The organism is Acidovorax sp. LjRoot118 (assembly GCF_964253575.1).
GTDB lineage: Bacteria > Pseudomonadota > Gammaproteobacteria > Burkholderiales > Burkholderiaceae_C > Acidovorax.
In genome coordinates this window covers 5,427,317-5,442,330 of sequence record NZ_CAXURB020000001.1, presented here as the reverse complement: position 1 = coordinate 5,442,330, position 15,014 = coordinate 5,427,317, and the positions used below count along the sequence as shown (strand labels likewise).

Sequence of the window (15,014 nt, the reverse complement as noted above, 5' to 3'; positions counted from 1 at the left end):
AGACCCGTGGCAAGAGGTGTCAGGCTTTGGGCGGATCGGCCCGGCCCTCGGCGATATCGCGCATCAGTTCGGGCTGCATCAGCTTGAGAATGTTGCCTTCACGCACCAGAACCTTGTGCAGGAACAGCACCTGAAACGCGCGGGTGACCGTCTCCCGGCTGGCATTGATCATGATGGCCAACTCCTGGTGGGTTGGGGCCTGGGCGACCTCGGCCACCCCGTCGACCGGGCGCTGCGGTAATTGTAAAAGCAATACGCAAAGCCGTTGAAACGGGTTGGGAAGGCTCAGCAGCGTGCGCTGCGCCATCACCGTACGCACCCGCTGCGCCAGCCGGGCCATCACCGCCTGCGCCAGCGCAGGGTGGCCCAGGATCAGCTCGCGCGCCGCTGCGCCATCGAGAAACGCCACCGTGGACTTCACAGCGGCGATGACGAATTCGGACGGAGGCTTGCCATCCACCAGCGCCAACTCGCCGAAATAGTCCCCGGGATCAACGAAGTACATGCCCACGCTGCGGCCATCCACGGTGAAATCCACCCCCTGAAGCCGTCCTTCCACCAGAAAACCCAGTTCCTGTGTCGGGTTTTCCTTGCCCATCACCATGGCCCGGCGGGGAAACGAGCGCAATGCCATGCGCGCCGACAGTGGTTCCAGGGCTTCGCGCGCCAACGGCTGCAGCAAAGGAAACTGGCTCAACAACTGAACGGAAACGGGCATAGATAGGGAAAAACGCGGCTTGAGCCGATAATACGAAGCCGCTGAAACACGGTGCCAAACGGGCGCCAGAAGGTGTCGATCCGCTGCGGATCGCGCCATGCACCAGTAGGAGTGTGCCGGGCTGCGCCAAGCAGCACATGGCGGCATTACACCACTGGCAACGCTCCCAGCATATTGCCAGCGCTGCGGCAAGTGGTGTGTGACCGCGCTCACACACTGTGAAACAGACATGAGCGAAAATACAGCGTCAGAGCCATTTCCTGGCCTTGCGCCCCTCTTTGGCGCCGCCAGGCATTCTCTGCTGTCCGAAAGGCACACCATGAACCACCGATTGCTCCCCATTGCCGCCTGCCTTGCCTTTCCCTTGATGGGGATGGGTGGCGCTGCGCATGCCTCCACGCCCGGGCAACCCTTGGGCGCCGTCGTGGGCGAAGCCACGTTTGTCATTGGCGCGGCCTCCATCCTCCAGGAAGACGGCAGCAGCCGTGCCCTGGACCGCGGCGCCGCCGTGCGCGTGGGCGACCGCATCGAAACCAAGGCTGGTGGCCATGTGCACCTGCGCTTTGTGGACGGTGGACGCCTGAGCGTGCGGCCGGCCAGCCGTCTGCACATTGAAAGCTACAGCCATTCCGCCCAGCAGCCACAGTTGGGTGCCATCAAGTTCCGCCTCGATGAAGGCGTGGTGCGCTCCATCACGGGCAGCTGGGGCGAGGCCGCGCGCGAGCGTTTCCGTCTGAACACGCCCGTGGCCGCCATTGGCGTCAAGGGCACGGACTTCGTCGTGCGCTCCGACATGGAGCGCACGGCTGCCTCGGTCTACACCGGCGCCATCACGCTCACTCCGCTGGCCAACAACGGCTGCGGTGCCAGTGTCGGCCCCTGCATCAGCGGCCATGAAAAGCTGCTGTCCGACGACATGAAGGGCCAGATTCTTGAGTACAGCCGGCGCGACGCGACGCCCCTGCTGGTGGCCACCGACACCGTGACGCGCAATGCCCGCGCAGTGGAAATGACGGCGGCACGCACGGACAAGACCCAGTCCCAGGCACTGGACGACCTGCGCGCCGAGCCCACCCCCGTCAAATCGCTCACCAGCGAGCAGAAGGCGGTGGAAGTGGCTGTCTACACGCCCCCGGTAGCGCCTGTGGCGCCACCCCCTCCTCCCGCGCCCGAGCCTCCAGTAACGGTTGCACCCACACCCGTACCGCCCGCGCCGGCGCCTCCTCCTGTGGTGGTTCAGCCCCCTGCACCCGTGCAGCCGCCCCAGGTGACACAGCTGGCATGGGCGCGCCAGTCCTGGACCTCGCGTGTCGAGGGTGATGGTTTTGTGGTGGATTACGAAGCTGCATTGAAGTCGGGCTGGAATCGCGTGGTGGGCAACGTATCCAATGTGCTCTTCCAGGCGCCTGACGCCCAGGGCAAGCTGCCCCAGGAGGGCATTGTCAACTTCCGCCTGGCCAACGCCAGTGCCCAGTTCTACAAGGACGCCCAAACCGCCATTGAATCGGTGGCGGTGCAGAGCGGTGCCTTGCAGGTGGACTTCGGCCGCTCGCTGTTCCAGACCTCGTTGTTCATGGCCAGCAAGAGCGTGGGGTCGCAAAACATACAGGCCTCGGGGAATGTGGGCGCGGCGGGGCAGTTCGTCCCCACTGCGTCCAACGCCAACATCACTGGTGCCCTCAATGCGAGCGGTACTGAAGCCGCCTATGGCTTTGAGAAAACCCTGCCCCAAGGTTCGCTCAGTGGCGTAACCCTCTGGGGGCGCTGATTGACGCCACGCCAGCCGCCAGCGGACAGACGTCCGGCAGGACGACACCGGGCGCTGCTGGCAGGTCTGGCAGCCGCTGCCATTGTCAGCCTGTTGCTCTCGCTGCTTTTTGGCCCTGCACTGCAGGCGGTTGAAGAGCGGGCGGGCGACTGGGTCTGGCGCCTGGGTTCTCAGAAGACCGAGGAGCGCCGCGTCCTCGTCGTCGACATCGATGAAAAATCGCTCGCCGAAGTCGGCCCCTGGCCCTGGCCGCGCAGCACGCAGGCACGCCTGATCGAACAGATTGCCCAGTTGGGTGCGCGCGAGCAGATCCTGGACGTGGTCTTCACCGACCCGCGTGACGACGACGCCTCGCTGCTTGCCGCCGTGGCCGAGCACCGGCCGGTGCTGGCGCAGGTGTTTGCGCTGGGCGCATCTGGTCCCGGCACGGGTCTGCCGCAGCTCAGCGAACAGGCCGCTCCGCGCGTGGGTCAGCCCTCGGGCGCGCTCGACTGGGCCAGCTGCCCGGCACCTTTCTCCGAGGCGCTGGGGCACCTGTCCAACTTCCCGGCGCTGGCCGCGCTGGGAGACATGCCGCAAGGGCGCACCGGCCACATCAGCCCCCGCATTGCGGACGATGGCGTGGTGCGCCACCAGCCGGCCATCATCTGCTGGCAAGGCAAGTCCTACCCCTCGCTGGCCATTGCCTCGCTGCTGCGCGCCACCTCCGAAACCAGCCTGCTGCTGCAGCGCGGCGGCTGGTGGGACGCGCCCTGGACCCTGGGCAGCGCCGGCCAGGCGCTGCCTGCGCTGCCCCTCGATGAGCGGGGCAACATGCGTGTGGCCTGGCGCCTGCACCCCGACAGTTTCGTGAGCATTCCGGCCGCCGACGTGCTGGCTGGCCGGGTGCCTACCGACATCATGACCGGCGCGTGGGTGTTGGTGGGCGCCAGTGCCTTCGGCATGAACGACACCATTGCCACCCCCTACAGCGGTGCCAGTGCCGGGTTGCTTGCGCATGCCCAGATCCTGAGCGCCCTGGTAGACGGGCACACGCCCTACACCCCTCGCGCAGCGCTGCCCCTGCAGGCGGTGGCGGCAGCACTGGGCGCGCTGCTGTTGTGGCTGCTGGTGCGGCTGGCCGGGCAGGGCGGCAGCGCCGCCCGCGATGCCCAGGCACTCACGCCCTCGCCCATGCTGCGCATGCCGGTGTACCTGCTGCCCCTGGCAGCCCTGGCCTTTGCCCTGGCACTGGTCGTTGCGCATGCCCTGGCCCTGTGGCTGGCCGATGTATGGGTGGGCTGGCTGCTGCCCGCACTCTTCGTGCTGCTGGCGGGGGTGTTTGCCGGCACCATCGAGCACGCCCGCAGCCGCAGCGAGCGTGACCGCCTCTACCAGCACCTGGCCAGCTACCTGCCGGCGCCGGTGGCCGCGGCCCTGGCGCTGCAGCCGCCATCAAGCGCCATCCGCGCCAGCACGCGCCAGGTCAGCGTGCTGCTGGCAGACATCCGCAATTTCTCGGCCTACTGCGAAGCCCGCCCGCCCGAGGAAGCTGCGGCCGTGCTGCACGCCTTCTTCTCTGCCGCCAGCCGCATCGTGCAGGCGCACGGGGGCGTCATCGAGTCGTTCCAGGGCGATGCCGTCCTTGCCGTGTGGAATGGGGCAGACGATATTCCCCTGCCATCGGCCACCGACGAGCAGCACGCCCAGATCCACTCGCGGCAGGCAGTCGCCGCCGCGCTCGACCTGCTCACGGAATCCCTCAAGCTGCTGCCCGACCCCGCGCCTGCCGGCCTGGAACCTCTGAGCCTGGGGCTGGGTCTGGAGACAGGCCCTGCCATGGTGGGCTCCTTCGGCCTCGCCAGCCGCCGCACCCACACGGTCATGGGCCGCACCATCACCATTGCCAGCCGCCTGGTCGACCTGACGGTGGACCTGGCGCACCCCATCCTGGTCGGCGAAGGCATGGCCGCGCAGCTGGGCGGGCAGTTCTCTTTGGGCGCACGGGCCGGTGGCAGCGGCACCCAGGAAACACAGCACCTGCAGTCCATGGGCACCTTCCTGCTCGAAGGCCTGCGCGTGCCCCACCATATATATGCAGTGCCCCTGGACACCCTGGTGGCCGAGCACCCGCCTGCACCAGGGGATGACCAGGCCGCCCGATCCACAGCCCATGGCACAGCGTAGGCGGCATTACCATTTTTCTGCCGAATCCTGCGCAGCATCCACCCCCCCGGGTTCAATGCCCCGCACGGTGTGGCTGCTTGCCATGGCCATGTGCGCCGCCACGGCCGCGCAGGCCCAGCTGCCGATCGCTGGTGGCCGCGGCAGTGCCCTGCCGCCCCTGTCGGCCCCTGCCCAGGAGATGGCACCTGCATTCAACGTCCCGCAGGTGCCGCCAGCAGGTGCAGAACCCAGCGCCGCTCAGGCCGCTGCGGCTGCCGTGTGCGTCCCCGTGCCCGACGGTACGCCTGCCGACCGCCTGACCCCTTATGTGATCACCTGCCAGCGGGTGCCCGAATGGCTGGCCCAGCTGGGCGCCCTGCTCAACAAGGAGGGCCGCTACGACGAGGCCGCCGAGCACCTGGAGCGCTCACTCATGCTGGAGCCCGACCAGATCCAGGCCGGGCTCGACTACGCCGTGGCCCTGGCTGGCGTGGGCGATCTGCTCAGCGCCACCCAGTTGCTGGGCCAGTGGCTGGCCCGCCCCGACCTGCCCGACACCCTGCGCGCCAGCCTGGCCCAGGCCCAGCAGCGCTATGCCGCCGCAGGCCGGGCCAGCACCGGCTGGCAGTGGCGCCGCCACGCCGGCCTGCGGCTGGGGCGCGACAGCAACCTCGCCGGCGCCCCCGGCATCACCAGCCTCACGCTCACCCTGCCCACCGGCAACGTCACCCTGCCGGTGGAAGAAGCCAGCCTTCCGCGCCCCGGCATCTATACCCGCGCCGACGTGCGCATGGACCTGGCGCGCCAATGGGCCGACGGCCAGCGCGTGGAAGTGGCCGCTGCCGTGCTCTCCCGTTCCAGCCCCCGTGCCCCGCAGACCGAAACCACCCAGGCCGAACTGGCGGGCGAATACTCCCGCGTGGCCGGAGAAATCGGCTCTGCTGGCGACACCACCCTGCTGCAGCACTACACAGGTGCCGCCATGGCCAGCCTGCACACACGTGGTGGCACACGTTACACCAGCTTTCATCTGGGCTCGGGCCTGCAGTTGCAAGACAAATACATGCCCAGCAACGGCCCTGGCCTGGCTGGCAAAACTGAAATGTCGTCCATCTGCAACACCCGCGTGGGCGCAGAGGCGCAGCTGCGCAACCTGTACAGCAACCCCGTGCTGTCAGGGCGCTATGCCGGCGTGGCCCTGCAGTGGAGCTGCAATGCGCAGCCCCAGCAGGTGCTCGCAGACAGCCTGGGCCTGAGCGTCAGCCAATGGCAGATAGGCCTGCGCGCCGGGGTGGACATGCCCACCGACGCCACCCGCCCCGGCGGCCGCCAGCAGCAATACAGCCTGCGCGCTGCCGCCCACCTGGGGCCCCGCTGGTACGTCGATGCCGAGCTGGGCCACAACCGCGACACCACTGCCTACAGCCCCATCCTCGACAACGGGCGCGTGCGCAACACCACCCGCGTGTCCATGCGCGCCGAGTACCAGCACCCCCTGCGCCAGCTGGCGCCGGGCGCTGTGGCGGTATTCGGCTTCGAAGGTTTCAGGCAGACCGCCAACCTGCCTCTGTTCGCCATCCGCAGCAGCGGGCCGTATATCGCCATCCGCGGGCAGTGGTAGCTGGCAGGGGGCTGCTTGGGGTGCTGCCCCCTGCGTGCCCTGGGTCCCTGGGTAATGGCCGGCGCGTCTGGTTACCCGGGCGTTGCCGCCCATGCGTGCTCTGCCGAGCCGCCCCTGGTTGTTGGCCGGCTGCAACATAGAGGGCCGCGCAGCTGCGTCGCCCACAAGCGCACAGTACTTGTGATCCGCGTCACGCCCCTTCCGGTGGGTTGCTTGCTACACTTCTTCCCAAGTTGGCTAGGCATTGCTCTTGATTCGCTGGCATTTTTTTAAAAGTGCGTGTGATAATGCCAGAGCAAACTTGTAAAGATGGGGCTGAACTGGCACGCACGGCAGACAAGCGTGGTGCACTAGACGGGCTGGCCTTGCTTTAGCAACTTGTTTTCATTTTTCAACTGTTAATAGGAAGTTTCAAATGCCTAAGCAAATTTTTGGTGTCGATTCGGTTGTCACCTCGCTGAACCGCGCGTTCAACGACCAATCCCCTGCCAACGCGGTTTACAACAACCAAGTGACGCAAGCCACCTCGGTTGGCAACAATGCTTTCGCTCTGTCTTTCGGCTCGAGCTTCGTCGGTCTGACCGAAGACGCTCTGTCCACCAAGATCCTGGGCAACCTGGGCGTGCTGCCAAACACCGGCCTGCAAGCCGCAGTCAAGGACTACCTGGTTTCCGTGGGCAAGGCCAACGTTGGTATCGTTGCTCTGCAACTGGCTGACATCCTGTCCGGCCTGGAAAACGCCACCGGCGACCAAGCTGCTTTCAACGCCGCTGCTGTCAAGTGGAACGCCGAAGTGACCGCTTCGTACACCTACTCGGCCAACCCAGCCAACACCAGCGCTTCGCCTGTTGGTACCGATGACGGCGCCGTGACCGGCGTGACCCTGGCCCTGACGACGGCTGACGACTTCCTGTCGCCCCAAGCTGCTGAAGCCAAGTTCAAGACCACGGCCAACAACGACACGATCGTTGCCACGACGCCTGGTACGCTGAAGAGCGGCGACGTCATCGACGGCGGCGCTGGCACCGACACGCTGCGCGCTGAAATCGACGCCACCGGCTACGCACCTACCGTGACCAACGTCGAAAACTTCTTCATCAAGACCGGCACCGCCTGGAACTTCGACCTGAAGAACGTGACCGGCATCCAGCAATTCTGGAACGAAGGTTCCACCGCTGCCCTGACCGTTAAGTCTGTTGCCCTGGGCACGACCATCGGCGTGAAGGACACCGCCACCGACACCATCGTCGAATTCGCCAAGGCCACTGGTACGGCTGACGCTGCTACCGTTGTTCTGAGCGGCTCCACCGCTGGCAACGTGCAAGTGGACTCCATCGAAACGCTGGCTCTGCAAAGCACCGTGAAGGCCAACACCACGACCATCGTGGGCAACACCCTGGAAACGCTGACCGTGACCGGCGACAAGGGCCTGACCCTGACCGCTTCGGGCCCAGCCGCTGCTTCGCTGAAGACCATCGACGCTTCGGCCATGACCGCTGCTGCCACGATCACCGCCACCGGCGCTGTGAACACGCTGTCCATCAAGGGCGGTACGGCTGCTGACACCATCGTTGCCACGGGCGCTACCAAGGCCGTGACGGTCGACGGTGGCACCGGTGCTGACACGATCCTGCTGACCGCCAACAAGGGCCACACGATCACACTGGGTGCCGGCGCTGACGTGCTGACGCTGGACGTGGGCACCAAGGCCGCCACGACCGGTAGCCTGACCGCCACCGATCTGACGACCTCTGCCAAGCTGATCGCTGCTGCTGTCAAGGTGACCGACTTCGCTGCTGGCGACACGCTGGTTCTGAAGAGCGCTGACTACACGACGGTTGCCAACGTGACCAAGCTGACCGGCACGATCGCCGAAAACCTGGCTGCCACCGGCGACCTGCTGAACATCATCTCCGACCTGACCGACACGGCTCTGCCTGCCGGTGCTGGCACGACCACGACGATCGCTACCGCGATTGGTGTGAACCAAGCCGTGAGCTTCACGCTGGCTGGCAACACCTACATCTTCGTGAACGACGCAGTTGCTGGCCTGAGCGCCGGCGACGCGCTGATCCAGCTGACCGGCGTGGCTGCTCCTGCCACCATCACGTTCGCTGTCTAATCACGGTGTTCGTTACCGGGGTTTGCACCCCGGTGCCCAAAAGGCCGCCTTCGGGCGGCCTTTTTTTGTCCGTATTCAGAACGGATCTCTGGCTTGTGGCTTGTCCTTGCCGCCACCTTGCGCAGTTCGCGCTGCATCGTCTGCGATGGCTTGCGTCCAAGCCGTTGACCGCTAAGGGGCCGCAGGCTTGAATTACCATTGCGCCGTTTTCAGGCGGTCCGCGCCAAAACGCCCTACCTATGACGCATGAACCATCGAATCCCCTGGGTCTGAGCCAACTCTACGCGTCCCGGGAGTACGCGGCCTGCCTGGCCATGGCCCAGCAAGAACTTGCGGACAACCCGCACGATGTTGCGTCGCAGTTCTGGGGGGGGCGCAGTGCGCTGGCCCTGGGGCAGGCGGCATTGGCACGCCAATGGGCGCAGGAATGCTGCCAGGCCCATCCGGGCGATGTGCAGATGCATCTGCTCCTGGGAGACTGCCTGTTGCTGCTGGCCGACCCGGCGGGGGCGCTGGCCGTCTTCGAGCACGCCCTGCTGCTGGCCGATGCCCAACTCGCAGCCTCCGGGCAATATGCAGAACTTGTGGCCGTGCTCTGCAACAAGATCGGCGACGTGCTCTACCAACTGGAGCGTTTTGCACAGGCCCATGCCGCCTTTGCACGCGCCACCACATTGCACCCCGGCCTGGGACAGGCCTGGTTCAACCAGGGCATCACCCTGCTGGCGCTGGGCCAGGGCGAGCCTGCCGAACCTGCGCTGGCGCAGGCGCTGCAGCTGGGCCACAGCCCGCGCGACACCTTGTCTGCACTCGGGGTGAGCCTGATCGCGCAGCGCAAGTGGCACCAGGCCCAGGGGGTGCTGGTTCGGGCGCTCGCATTCGACGCCAGCGACACCATGGTCCTGAACAACCTGGCCCTGGCCCACCAGAATCTGGGGCAGCTGGCACAGGCCGAGGCCCTGATCCGCCGCAAGCTGGAGCTCGAAGGGCGCAATGCCAATGCCTGGGTCCATCTGGGCAATGTGCTGCGCGAACAGGGCAGGGGCGGCGAGGCCACTGCGGCGTTTGGCTCTGCGCTGCAGATCGATGGCCGCCACTTCGGCGCACTGCTGGGCCTGGCCGTACTCCACCGCGAAGCGCAAGCCATTTCGGATGCAATTGCCTGCCTGGAGCAGGCCTTGCAGAACGTGCCCCGCAGCCACCCCCAGTACCCCGATGCGCTGGCCGAGCTGGGCTCGGCCCATGCGGCACTGGGCGTGCACGCACCCTGTGAGGCGCTGTTCCGCCAGGCGCTGGCGCTGCGGCCCCAGGACCGGCAGATCTGGAGCAAGTGGTTTTTCGTGCTCAACAACCACCCCGACAAGACGGCAGAAGACATCTTTGCCGAGTACCAGGCCTTCCAGGTCCGCTTTCAGCCTGCCGGGCAAGAGGCCTTGCAGGCCCCCGTCCCCGCCGGCGGGGGAACTGCCAAGCCCCGCATCCATATCGGCTACGTCTCTGCAGACTTCACGCCCCACGCGGTCAGGCACTTTCTGATGCCCTTGCTCGCCCACCATGACCGCACCTTCTTCGAGGTGTCGGCCTTTGCCGGCATGGCCGGACCGGACGCGGTGTGGGCGCCCTACCGCAACCTGGTGGAGCACTGGCATTTCACCAAGGGAATGACGGCCCCGGAGGTGGCGGCGCTGGTACGGGAGAAAGGCGTGGATGTGCTGGTGGATCTGTCCGGCCACACGGCGGGCAACCGCCTGGACGTGTTCGCGCTCAAGCCCGCCCCGGTGTCCGTGAGCTGGATGGGCTTTGGCTCCACCACCGGCCTCGGTGCCATTGATTTCTACCTTTCCGATGCCCAGGCACTACCCGAACAGGACGCCCCCTTTTTCGCCGAAAAGCCCTGGCGGATGGACAGGCCCTATCTGGCATACCGGCCGGCCACCGGAATGGGCGAGGTCGGTGGCTTGCCCGCGCTCGCCAAAGGGCATGTGACCTTCGCCTCGTTGAGCCGCGCCATCCGCTTCAACGAAGGGCTGCTGGCTGCATGGGCCCATATCCTGGAGCGGGTGCCTGGATCTCGGCTGGTGCTGGACTGCAAGAACATGCAGGATGCAGGTTTCGCCAGGCGCATCGAGGCGCGGTTTGCCGCGCTGGGGATCGATGCCTCGCGCATCGAATGCGGATTCCACAGCCCGCCGTGGGACGTGCTCAGGCAGGTGGACATCACCCTCGACTGCTTTCCGCACAACAGCGGCACCACCCTGATCGAATCCCTGTACATGGGCGTTCCCTATGTCACGCTCAGCGGCCGGCCCGGCGTGGGGCGGTTAGGCGCTGCCGTTCTACACGGGGCCGGCCATGCCGAATGGGTGGCTGCCACGGAGCAAGAATATGTGGAGAAGGCCGTGGCCTTGGCCAGCAACCTGCCGGCGCTGGCCGCGCTGAGGGCCGACCTGCGCATGCAGATGGAGCAAGGGCCCCTGATGGACGAAGCGGGCTTTGCGCGCGCGGTGGAGGGGGCTTACGTGGGCATGCTGGCCCAGGCGCGCGAGCGCACACACTGAACGCCTGCGCCAGCCATGGCTGGCGGCAGATTCCTGGCAAGGGCCGCAGCAAGCGGTTGTCAACGCCATGTCAAAATGCGGCACCTCAACAAGGAGTTGCTCTGCATGTCTGAATGGACCGCCGGCTATGTGGCCGACATTGGATACACCTACGGCTATTACTCCGAGCTCAACCCCTTGCGGCTGCGCCTAGCATTCCTGAACCAGGGCCTGGCTTTCCCCGAGGTGGGCGCGGCCTGCGAGCTGGGCTTTGGACAGGGGCTGAGCGCCAACATGCACGCCGCAGCCTCCCTGGTGCAGTGGCATGGCAACGACTTCAACCCTGCGCAAGCCGGCTTTGCCCAGGAACTGGCCGCCGCAGCAGGGGCAGGGGCACAACTGACCGACGAGTCCTTCGCCGAATTTTCGGCGCGCACGGACCTGCCGCAGTTCGACTACATCGGCTTGCACGGCATCTGGAGCTGGATAAGCGACGAGAACCGCGCCCTGATCGTGGAGTTCATCCGCACCCGCCTCAAGGTGGGGGGCGTGCTGTACATCAGCTACAACACCTTGCCGGGCTGGGCCGCCTTTGCGCCCATGCGCCACTTGCTGACGCTGCATGCCCAGGTGCAGGGCTCCGAGGGGCAGGGCATCGTGGGCCGCATCGACGGGGCCTTCGAGTTCGCAGACAAGCTGCTCGAAGCCAACCCGGGCTACACCCGTGCCAACCCTGGGGTGCCTGAGCGCTTCAAGAAGGTCAAGGAGCAGAACCGCCACTATGTGGCCCACGAGTACTTCAACCGCGACTGGGAGCCCATGCACTTTGCCACGCTGGCCCAGTGGCTGGAGCCGGCAAAGCTGCAGTTCGCCTGCTCGGCCCATATCCTGGACCATGTGGACCCGCTCAACCTGACGCCCCAGCAGCAGACGCTCATCAACGCCACAAGCGACATCACCTTGCGTGAAACCACGCGGGACTTCATCGGCAACCAGCAGTTCCGGCGCGACTACTGGGTGCGTGGTGCGCGCAAGCTCAGCCCGCTGGAACAGAGCGAGGCACTGCGTGCGCAAAAGGTGTTGCTCACAACCCCCCGCGCCGATGTGACCCTCAAGGTCACGGGCATGCTGGGCTCGGCGGAAATGAGCGAGGCGGTCTACACGCCCATCCTGGATTTTCTGGCCGATCACAAGCCGCGCACGCTGGCGCAGGTCGAGCAGGCGGTCAGGGACAAGGGGGTTCCCTTCATCCAGGTGCTGCAGGCCATGCTGGTGCTCAGCGGGGCGGGCCACCTCATGGCCGTGCAGGACGATGCCCTGATCGCCAAGGCGCGCAAGCACACGGACAAGCTCAACGCCTACATCATGCAAAAGGCGCGCGGCAGCCACGAAGTGGGCTACCTGGCCAGCCCTGTGAGCGGTGGCGCTGTGGCGGTGACGCGCTTTCCCCAGTTGTTCCTGGTGGCCCTGTCGCAGGGCAAGAAGCAGCCTTCAGACTGGGTGCCTGTGGTCTGGGCGCTGCTGCAGGCACAAGGGCAAAAACTCATCAAGGACGGCCAGGCCCTGGAAACGCCCGAGGAGAACCTGGCGGAATTGCTGTCCCAGGCCACGGCGTTTGCCCAGAAGCAGTTGCCGATCCTGAAGGCCTTGATGGTGGCTTGAGAAGCGCAAGGCAGCGCGCCGCGCCCTTGCCGGGGCCGGCATATATGCCACGCCTTTCCCGCCCTGGCCGTCCCGTGGACATTGCTGCCACGGGCAATCTGCCCGGGCAAATGGGCACGCAATGGCCCGGGGAAAGGAAGTACACCATGGGACGTCATCTCGTACCAGGCACGGACGCGCAGAACCAGGCGGTATCGGTGGTGGCCGAAACAGCACTGACCGCAGGGGACTATGCAAAATTGGGTGCAGGGGGCTTGGTGCGGCGGGCGGCTGATGGCGTGTCTCTGGCGCTGCAGAATGCGCCGGCCGGGGTGACCGCCCTGGTCCCGGCGGCTACCGTTGAGAGCAGTGGGAGTGCTTGGGGGCGTTCAGCCTTTAATGCACAGATTTTCCGGGCATTACTGGCGTTGGACAATGGCAGCTTTGCGGTTGTCTACAGCGGCAATGGTTCGCAGTCTGACACCGGCGCCAACCTGCGGCTCTACGGCCCGATGCGTGTGCCGCTGTTTTCGAGGATTTCGGTCACCAGCACCAGTGGGGTGGTGGGCACCCGCCTGGCGCGGGCAGGCGGTGACGGCATCGCCATTGTCTGGCTGGAAAGCGTGAGCCTCAAGCTGGCCATCCATTCCGCCGTGACGGGTGCCCTGGTGGTGCCGGAATCCACGCTGGCAACGCTTGCCAACAATGACAACCAGAGCTGGAACGTGGCGACCCTGGCCGGCGGAGATGTCGTGGTGGCCTATGCCAAGAATGGGTCGAATGACCTGGCCTTCAAGCGCTTCAACGTGTCGGGGGTGCTGCAGGGCAGCGAGGTGGTGGTGGAGGCGGGCGCCAACCCGAGCTGTGTTGGCGTGCTACCCCTGGCCGCAGGGGGCTTTGTGCTGCACTACTACCGCAGTGCTGCGGCCACAGCCTACCGATTTGCACGCTTCAATGCCGCAGGGGCCTTGCAAGGGGCGTTGACCACGCTGGCGGCCGTGACCGCCAACCGCAATGTGACTCCTGCGGAGCGCAATGCGATGGAATTGGGCAATGGCAACCTGGCCTTTGTCGACCCGTCCATCAGCACCGCCGCAGCCGTGCGCCTTTACGACGCTGCGGGCAATTTTCTCACTACGGTGCTGGCTGCCACGGGGGGCCCAGGCATGCCCAACACCGTGTGCATCTGCCCCCGCCAGTTTGGCGGCTTCTGGCTGGCGGTGGGAGGGCAGTTGTACGAGTACGACAATGCGGGGGTCAGCCTGCGGCAGTCGGTGGCGGCCGGCTTTGCACCGTTCATGCTGATCGACCGCGCGGGCAATGGTCCGGTCATGGTGTCGCACTTGGTGGGCGGCGGGTTCACCGTCGTGCTGAGCAGCTGGAGTGCCGACCTGTCGGCCGTTGAAAACACGCTCACCTTGAGCACATCCAGTTCATATCCCTTGTCGTATGCGTGGACTGAGGTGCTGTCCAATGGCATGCTGGCCAGCGTGGTGTGTGGCCAGCCATCCACCGGTGCGGCAACCATCCATCTGTCCGTTCCCCAAGCAGCCTCCATTCTGGGCATTGCCCAGGAGGCTACTGCTGCGGGCGCGATGGTGCGTGTAGCGACGGCCGGAAAGTTCGTATCGACACAGTCGTTCAGCGGCCCGGCCTTCGACCGGCGAGCTGCCACTCCACCGGGAACGCGTGGGGTAGCGGTTGGCAACACGGCCATCCTGGGAGGGTTGGCGGGTTAGGTCATAGCGGGGGGGGGGCAGGATGGAGCATCCACAACAGCCCAACACCAAGGGGTAGGGCCACTACGCGGGAGAATGTCCATGCCCCATATTGGCGAGCAATGTTTTCTTGAAGCCACTGGCACATAGGCTCTATGCTCTGCACGTTTCACTATTTTTGGAGCTGTTTGTGGCCGTTGTCCTCTCTGCCGAACTCGAAGTCAGCATTCTGAACCGTGCGTTCAACGACCAGTCCCCTTCGAGCACGACTTTCTACCAGCAGAAGATGGCTGCTGGTGCCACGCCGCAAAGCTGGGAGGCCTACGCCTTCCAGTTCGGCACCAACTACCAGCACCTGACGACGGGGGCCCTGGCGCTGAAGATCGTGACCAACATGGGTATGTCGTACGACATTGGCCTGCAAGGCGCGTTGGTCTCTTACCTCGACGCCATAGGCAAGGAGAATGTGGGCATCGTGGCCGTGCAACTGGGCCATGCCCTGCTCGGCCTGGAAAATGCCACCGGCGACATGGCCGTCTACAACGCCCCCGCTGCGGCCTGGGCCAAGGAGATCGCAGAGGCGTACATGTACTCGACCAACTCGGCCAACGGCACCCCTTCGCCCAAGGGCGCCCCTGCAGGCGCTGCAGCCTGGAGTTCGGCGGCGGAGCACCAGCCGGTCGACGCAGCCATCGTGCAGTTGGTGGGCGTCGACGCCGGTGCTTTGCTGGTCTGAGGACGGCA

9 protein-coding genes are annotated in these 15,014 nt (G+C 65.8%); 8 read left to right on the top strand and 1 reads right to left on the bottom strand.

Features of this window, described 5'->3' with window-relative positions:
* Nucleotides 1-19 precede the first annotated feature (19 nt).
* On the bottom strand, nt 20-718 hold the full coding sequence (locus tag ACSQ9E_RS25485; RefSeq protein WP_162261372.1) for a Crp/Fnr family transcriptional regulator: 699 nt from the start codon (nt 716-718) through the stop codon (nt 20-22).
* Nucleotides 719-1,037: 319 nt separating this feature from the next.
* Here ACSQ9E_RS25485 and ACSQ9E_RS25480 point away from each other — a divergent pair, with 319 nt between their 5' ends.
* The 8 genes from ACSQ9E_RS25480 to ACSQ9E_RS25445 all read left to right on the top strand — a co-directional run bounded on the left by ACSQ9E_RS25480 (nt 1,038) and on the right by ACSQ9E_RS25445 (nt 15,006).
* Nucleotides 1,038-2,486: a FecR family protein gene (locus tag ACSQ9E_RS25480; RefSeq protein ID WP_428002581.1), complete on the top strand. Its 1,449-nt coding sequence runs from the start codon at nt 1,038-1,040 to the stop codon at nt 2,484-2,486.
* A gap of 93 nt (nt 2,487-2,579) precedes the next feature.
* Nucleotides 2,580-4,652 (top strand): CHASE2 domain-containing protein, encoded by a 2,073-nt coding sequence (locus ACSQ9E_RS25475; RefSeq protein WP_436219521.1) that lies wholly within the window; start codon nt 2,580-2,582, stop codon nt 4,650-4,652.
* A 55-nt stretch (nt 4,653-4,707) separates the two neighbouring features.
* Nucleotides 4,708-6,252, top strand: a complete 1,545-nt coding sequence (locus ACSQ9E_RS25470) for a tetratricopeptide repeat protein (RefSeq protein WP_436219520.1) — start codon at nt 4,708-4,710, stop codon at nt 6,250-6,252.
* 415 nt (nt 6,253-6,667) lie between these two features.
* Nucleotides 6,668-8,374, top strand: a complete 1,707-nt coding sequence (locus ACSQ9E_RS25465) for a bluetail domain-containing putative surface protein (RefSeq protein WP_436219519.1) — start codon at nt 6,668-6,670, stop codon at nt 8,372-8,374.
* 239 nt (nt 8,375-8,613) lie between these two features.
* On the top strand, nt 8,614-10,932 hold the full coding sequence (locus ACSQ9E_RS25460; RefSeq protein WP_436219518.1) for an O-linked N-acetylglucosamine transferase family protein: 2,319 nt from the start codon (nt 8,614-8,616) through the stop codon (nt 10,930-10,932).
* 105 nt (nt 10,933-11,037) lie between these two features.
* Nucleotides 11,038-12,573: a class I SAM-dependent methyltransferase gene (locus ACSQ9E_RS25455; protein ID WP_436219517.1), complete on the top strand. Its 1,536-nt coding sequence runs from the start codon at nt 11,038-11,040 to the stop codon at nt 12,571-12,573.
* A gap of 146 nt (nt 12,574-12,719) precedes the next feature.
* The gene (locus ACSQ9E_RS25450; RefSeq protein ID WP_436219516.1) at nt 12,720-14,291 is read left to right on the top strand and encodes a hypothetical protein; all 1,572 of its coding nucleotides are present in this window, start codon (nt 12,720-12,722) and stop codon (nt 14,289-14,291) included.
* Nucleotides 14,292-14,460: 169 nt separating this feature from the next.
* The gene (locus ACSQ9E_RS25445; protein WP_436219515.1) at nt 14,461-15,006 is read left to right on the top strand and encodes a hypothetical protein; all 546 of its coding nucleotides are present in this window, start codon (nt 14,461-14,463) and stop codon (nt 15,004-15,006) included.
* Nucleotides 15,007-15,014 lie beyond the last annotated feature (8 nt).

Excerpts from the sequence above, each read along its gene's own strand:
- ACSQ9E_RS25485 (WP_162261372.1), bottom strand. The coding sequence starts at position 718 with ATGCCCGTTTCCGTTCAGTTGTTGAGCCAGTTTCCTTTGCTGCAGCCG.
- ACSQ9E_RS25480 (WP_428002581.1), top strand. The coding sequence starts at position 1,038 with ATGAACCACCGATTGCTCCCCATTGCCGCCTGCCTTGCCTTTCCCTTG.
- ACSQ9E_RS25470 (WP_436219520.1), top strand. The coding sequence starts at position 4,708 with ATGCCCCGCACGGTGTGGCTGCTTGCCATGGCCATGTGCGCCGCCACG.
- ACSQ9E_RS25465 (WP_436219519.1), top strand. The coding sequence starts at position 6,668 with ATGCCTAAGCAAATTTTTGGTGTCGATTCGGTTGTCACCTCGCTGAAC.
- ACSQ9E_RS25460 (WP_436219518.1), top strand. The coding sequence starts at position 8,614 with ATGACGCATGAACCATCGAATCCCCTGGGTCTGAGCCAACTCTACGCG.
- ACSQ9E_RS25455 (WP_436219517.1), top strand. The coding sequence starts at position 11,038 with ATGTCTGAATGGACCGCCGGCTATGTGGCCGACATTGGATACACCTAC.
- ACSQ9E_RS25450 (WP_436219516.1), top strand. The coding sequence starts at position 12,720 with ATGGGACGTCATCTCGTACCAGGCACGGACGCGCAGAACCAGGCGGTA.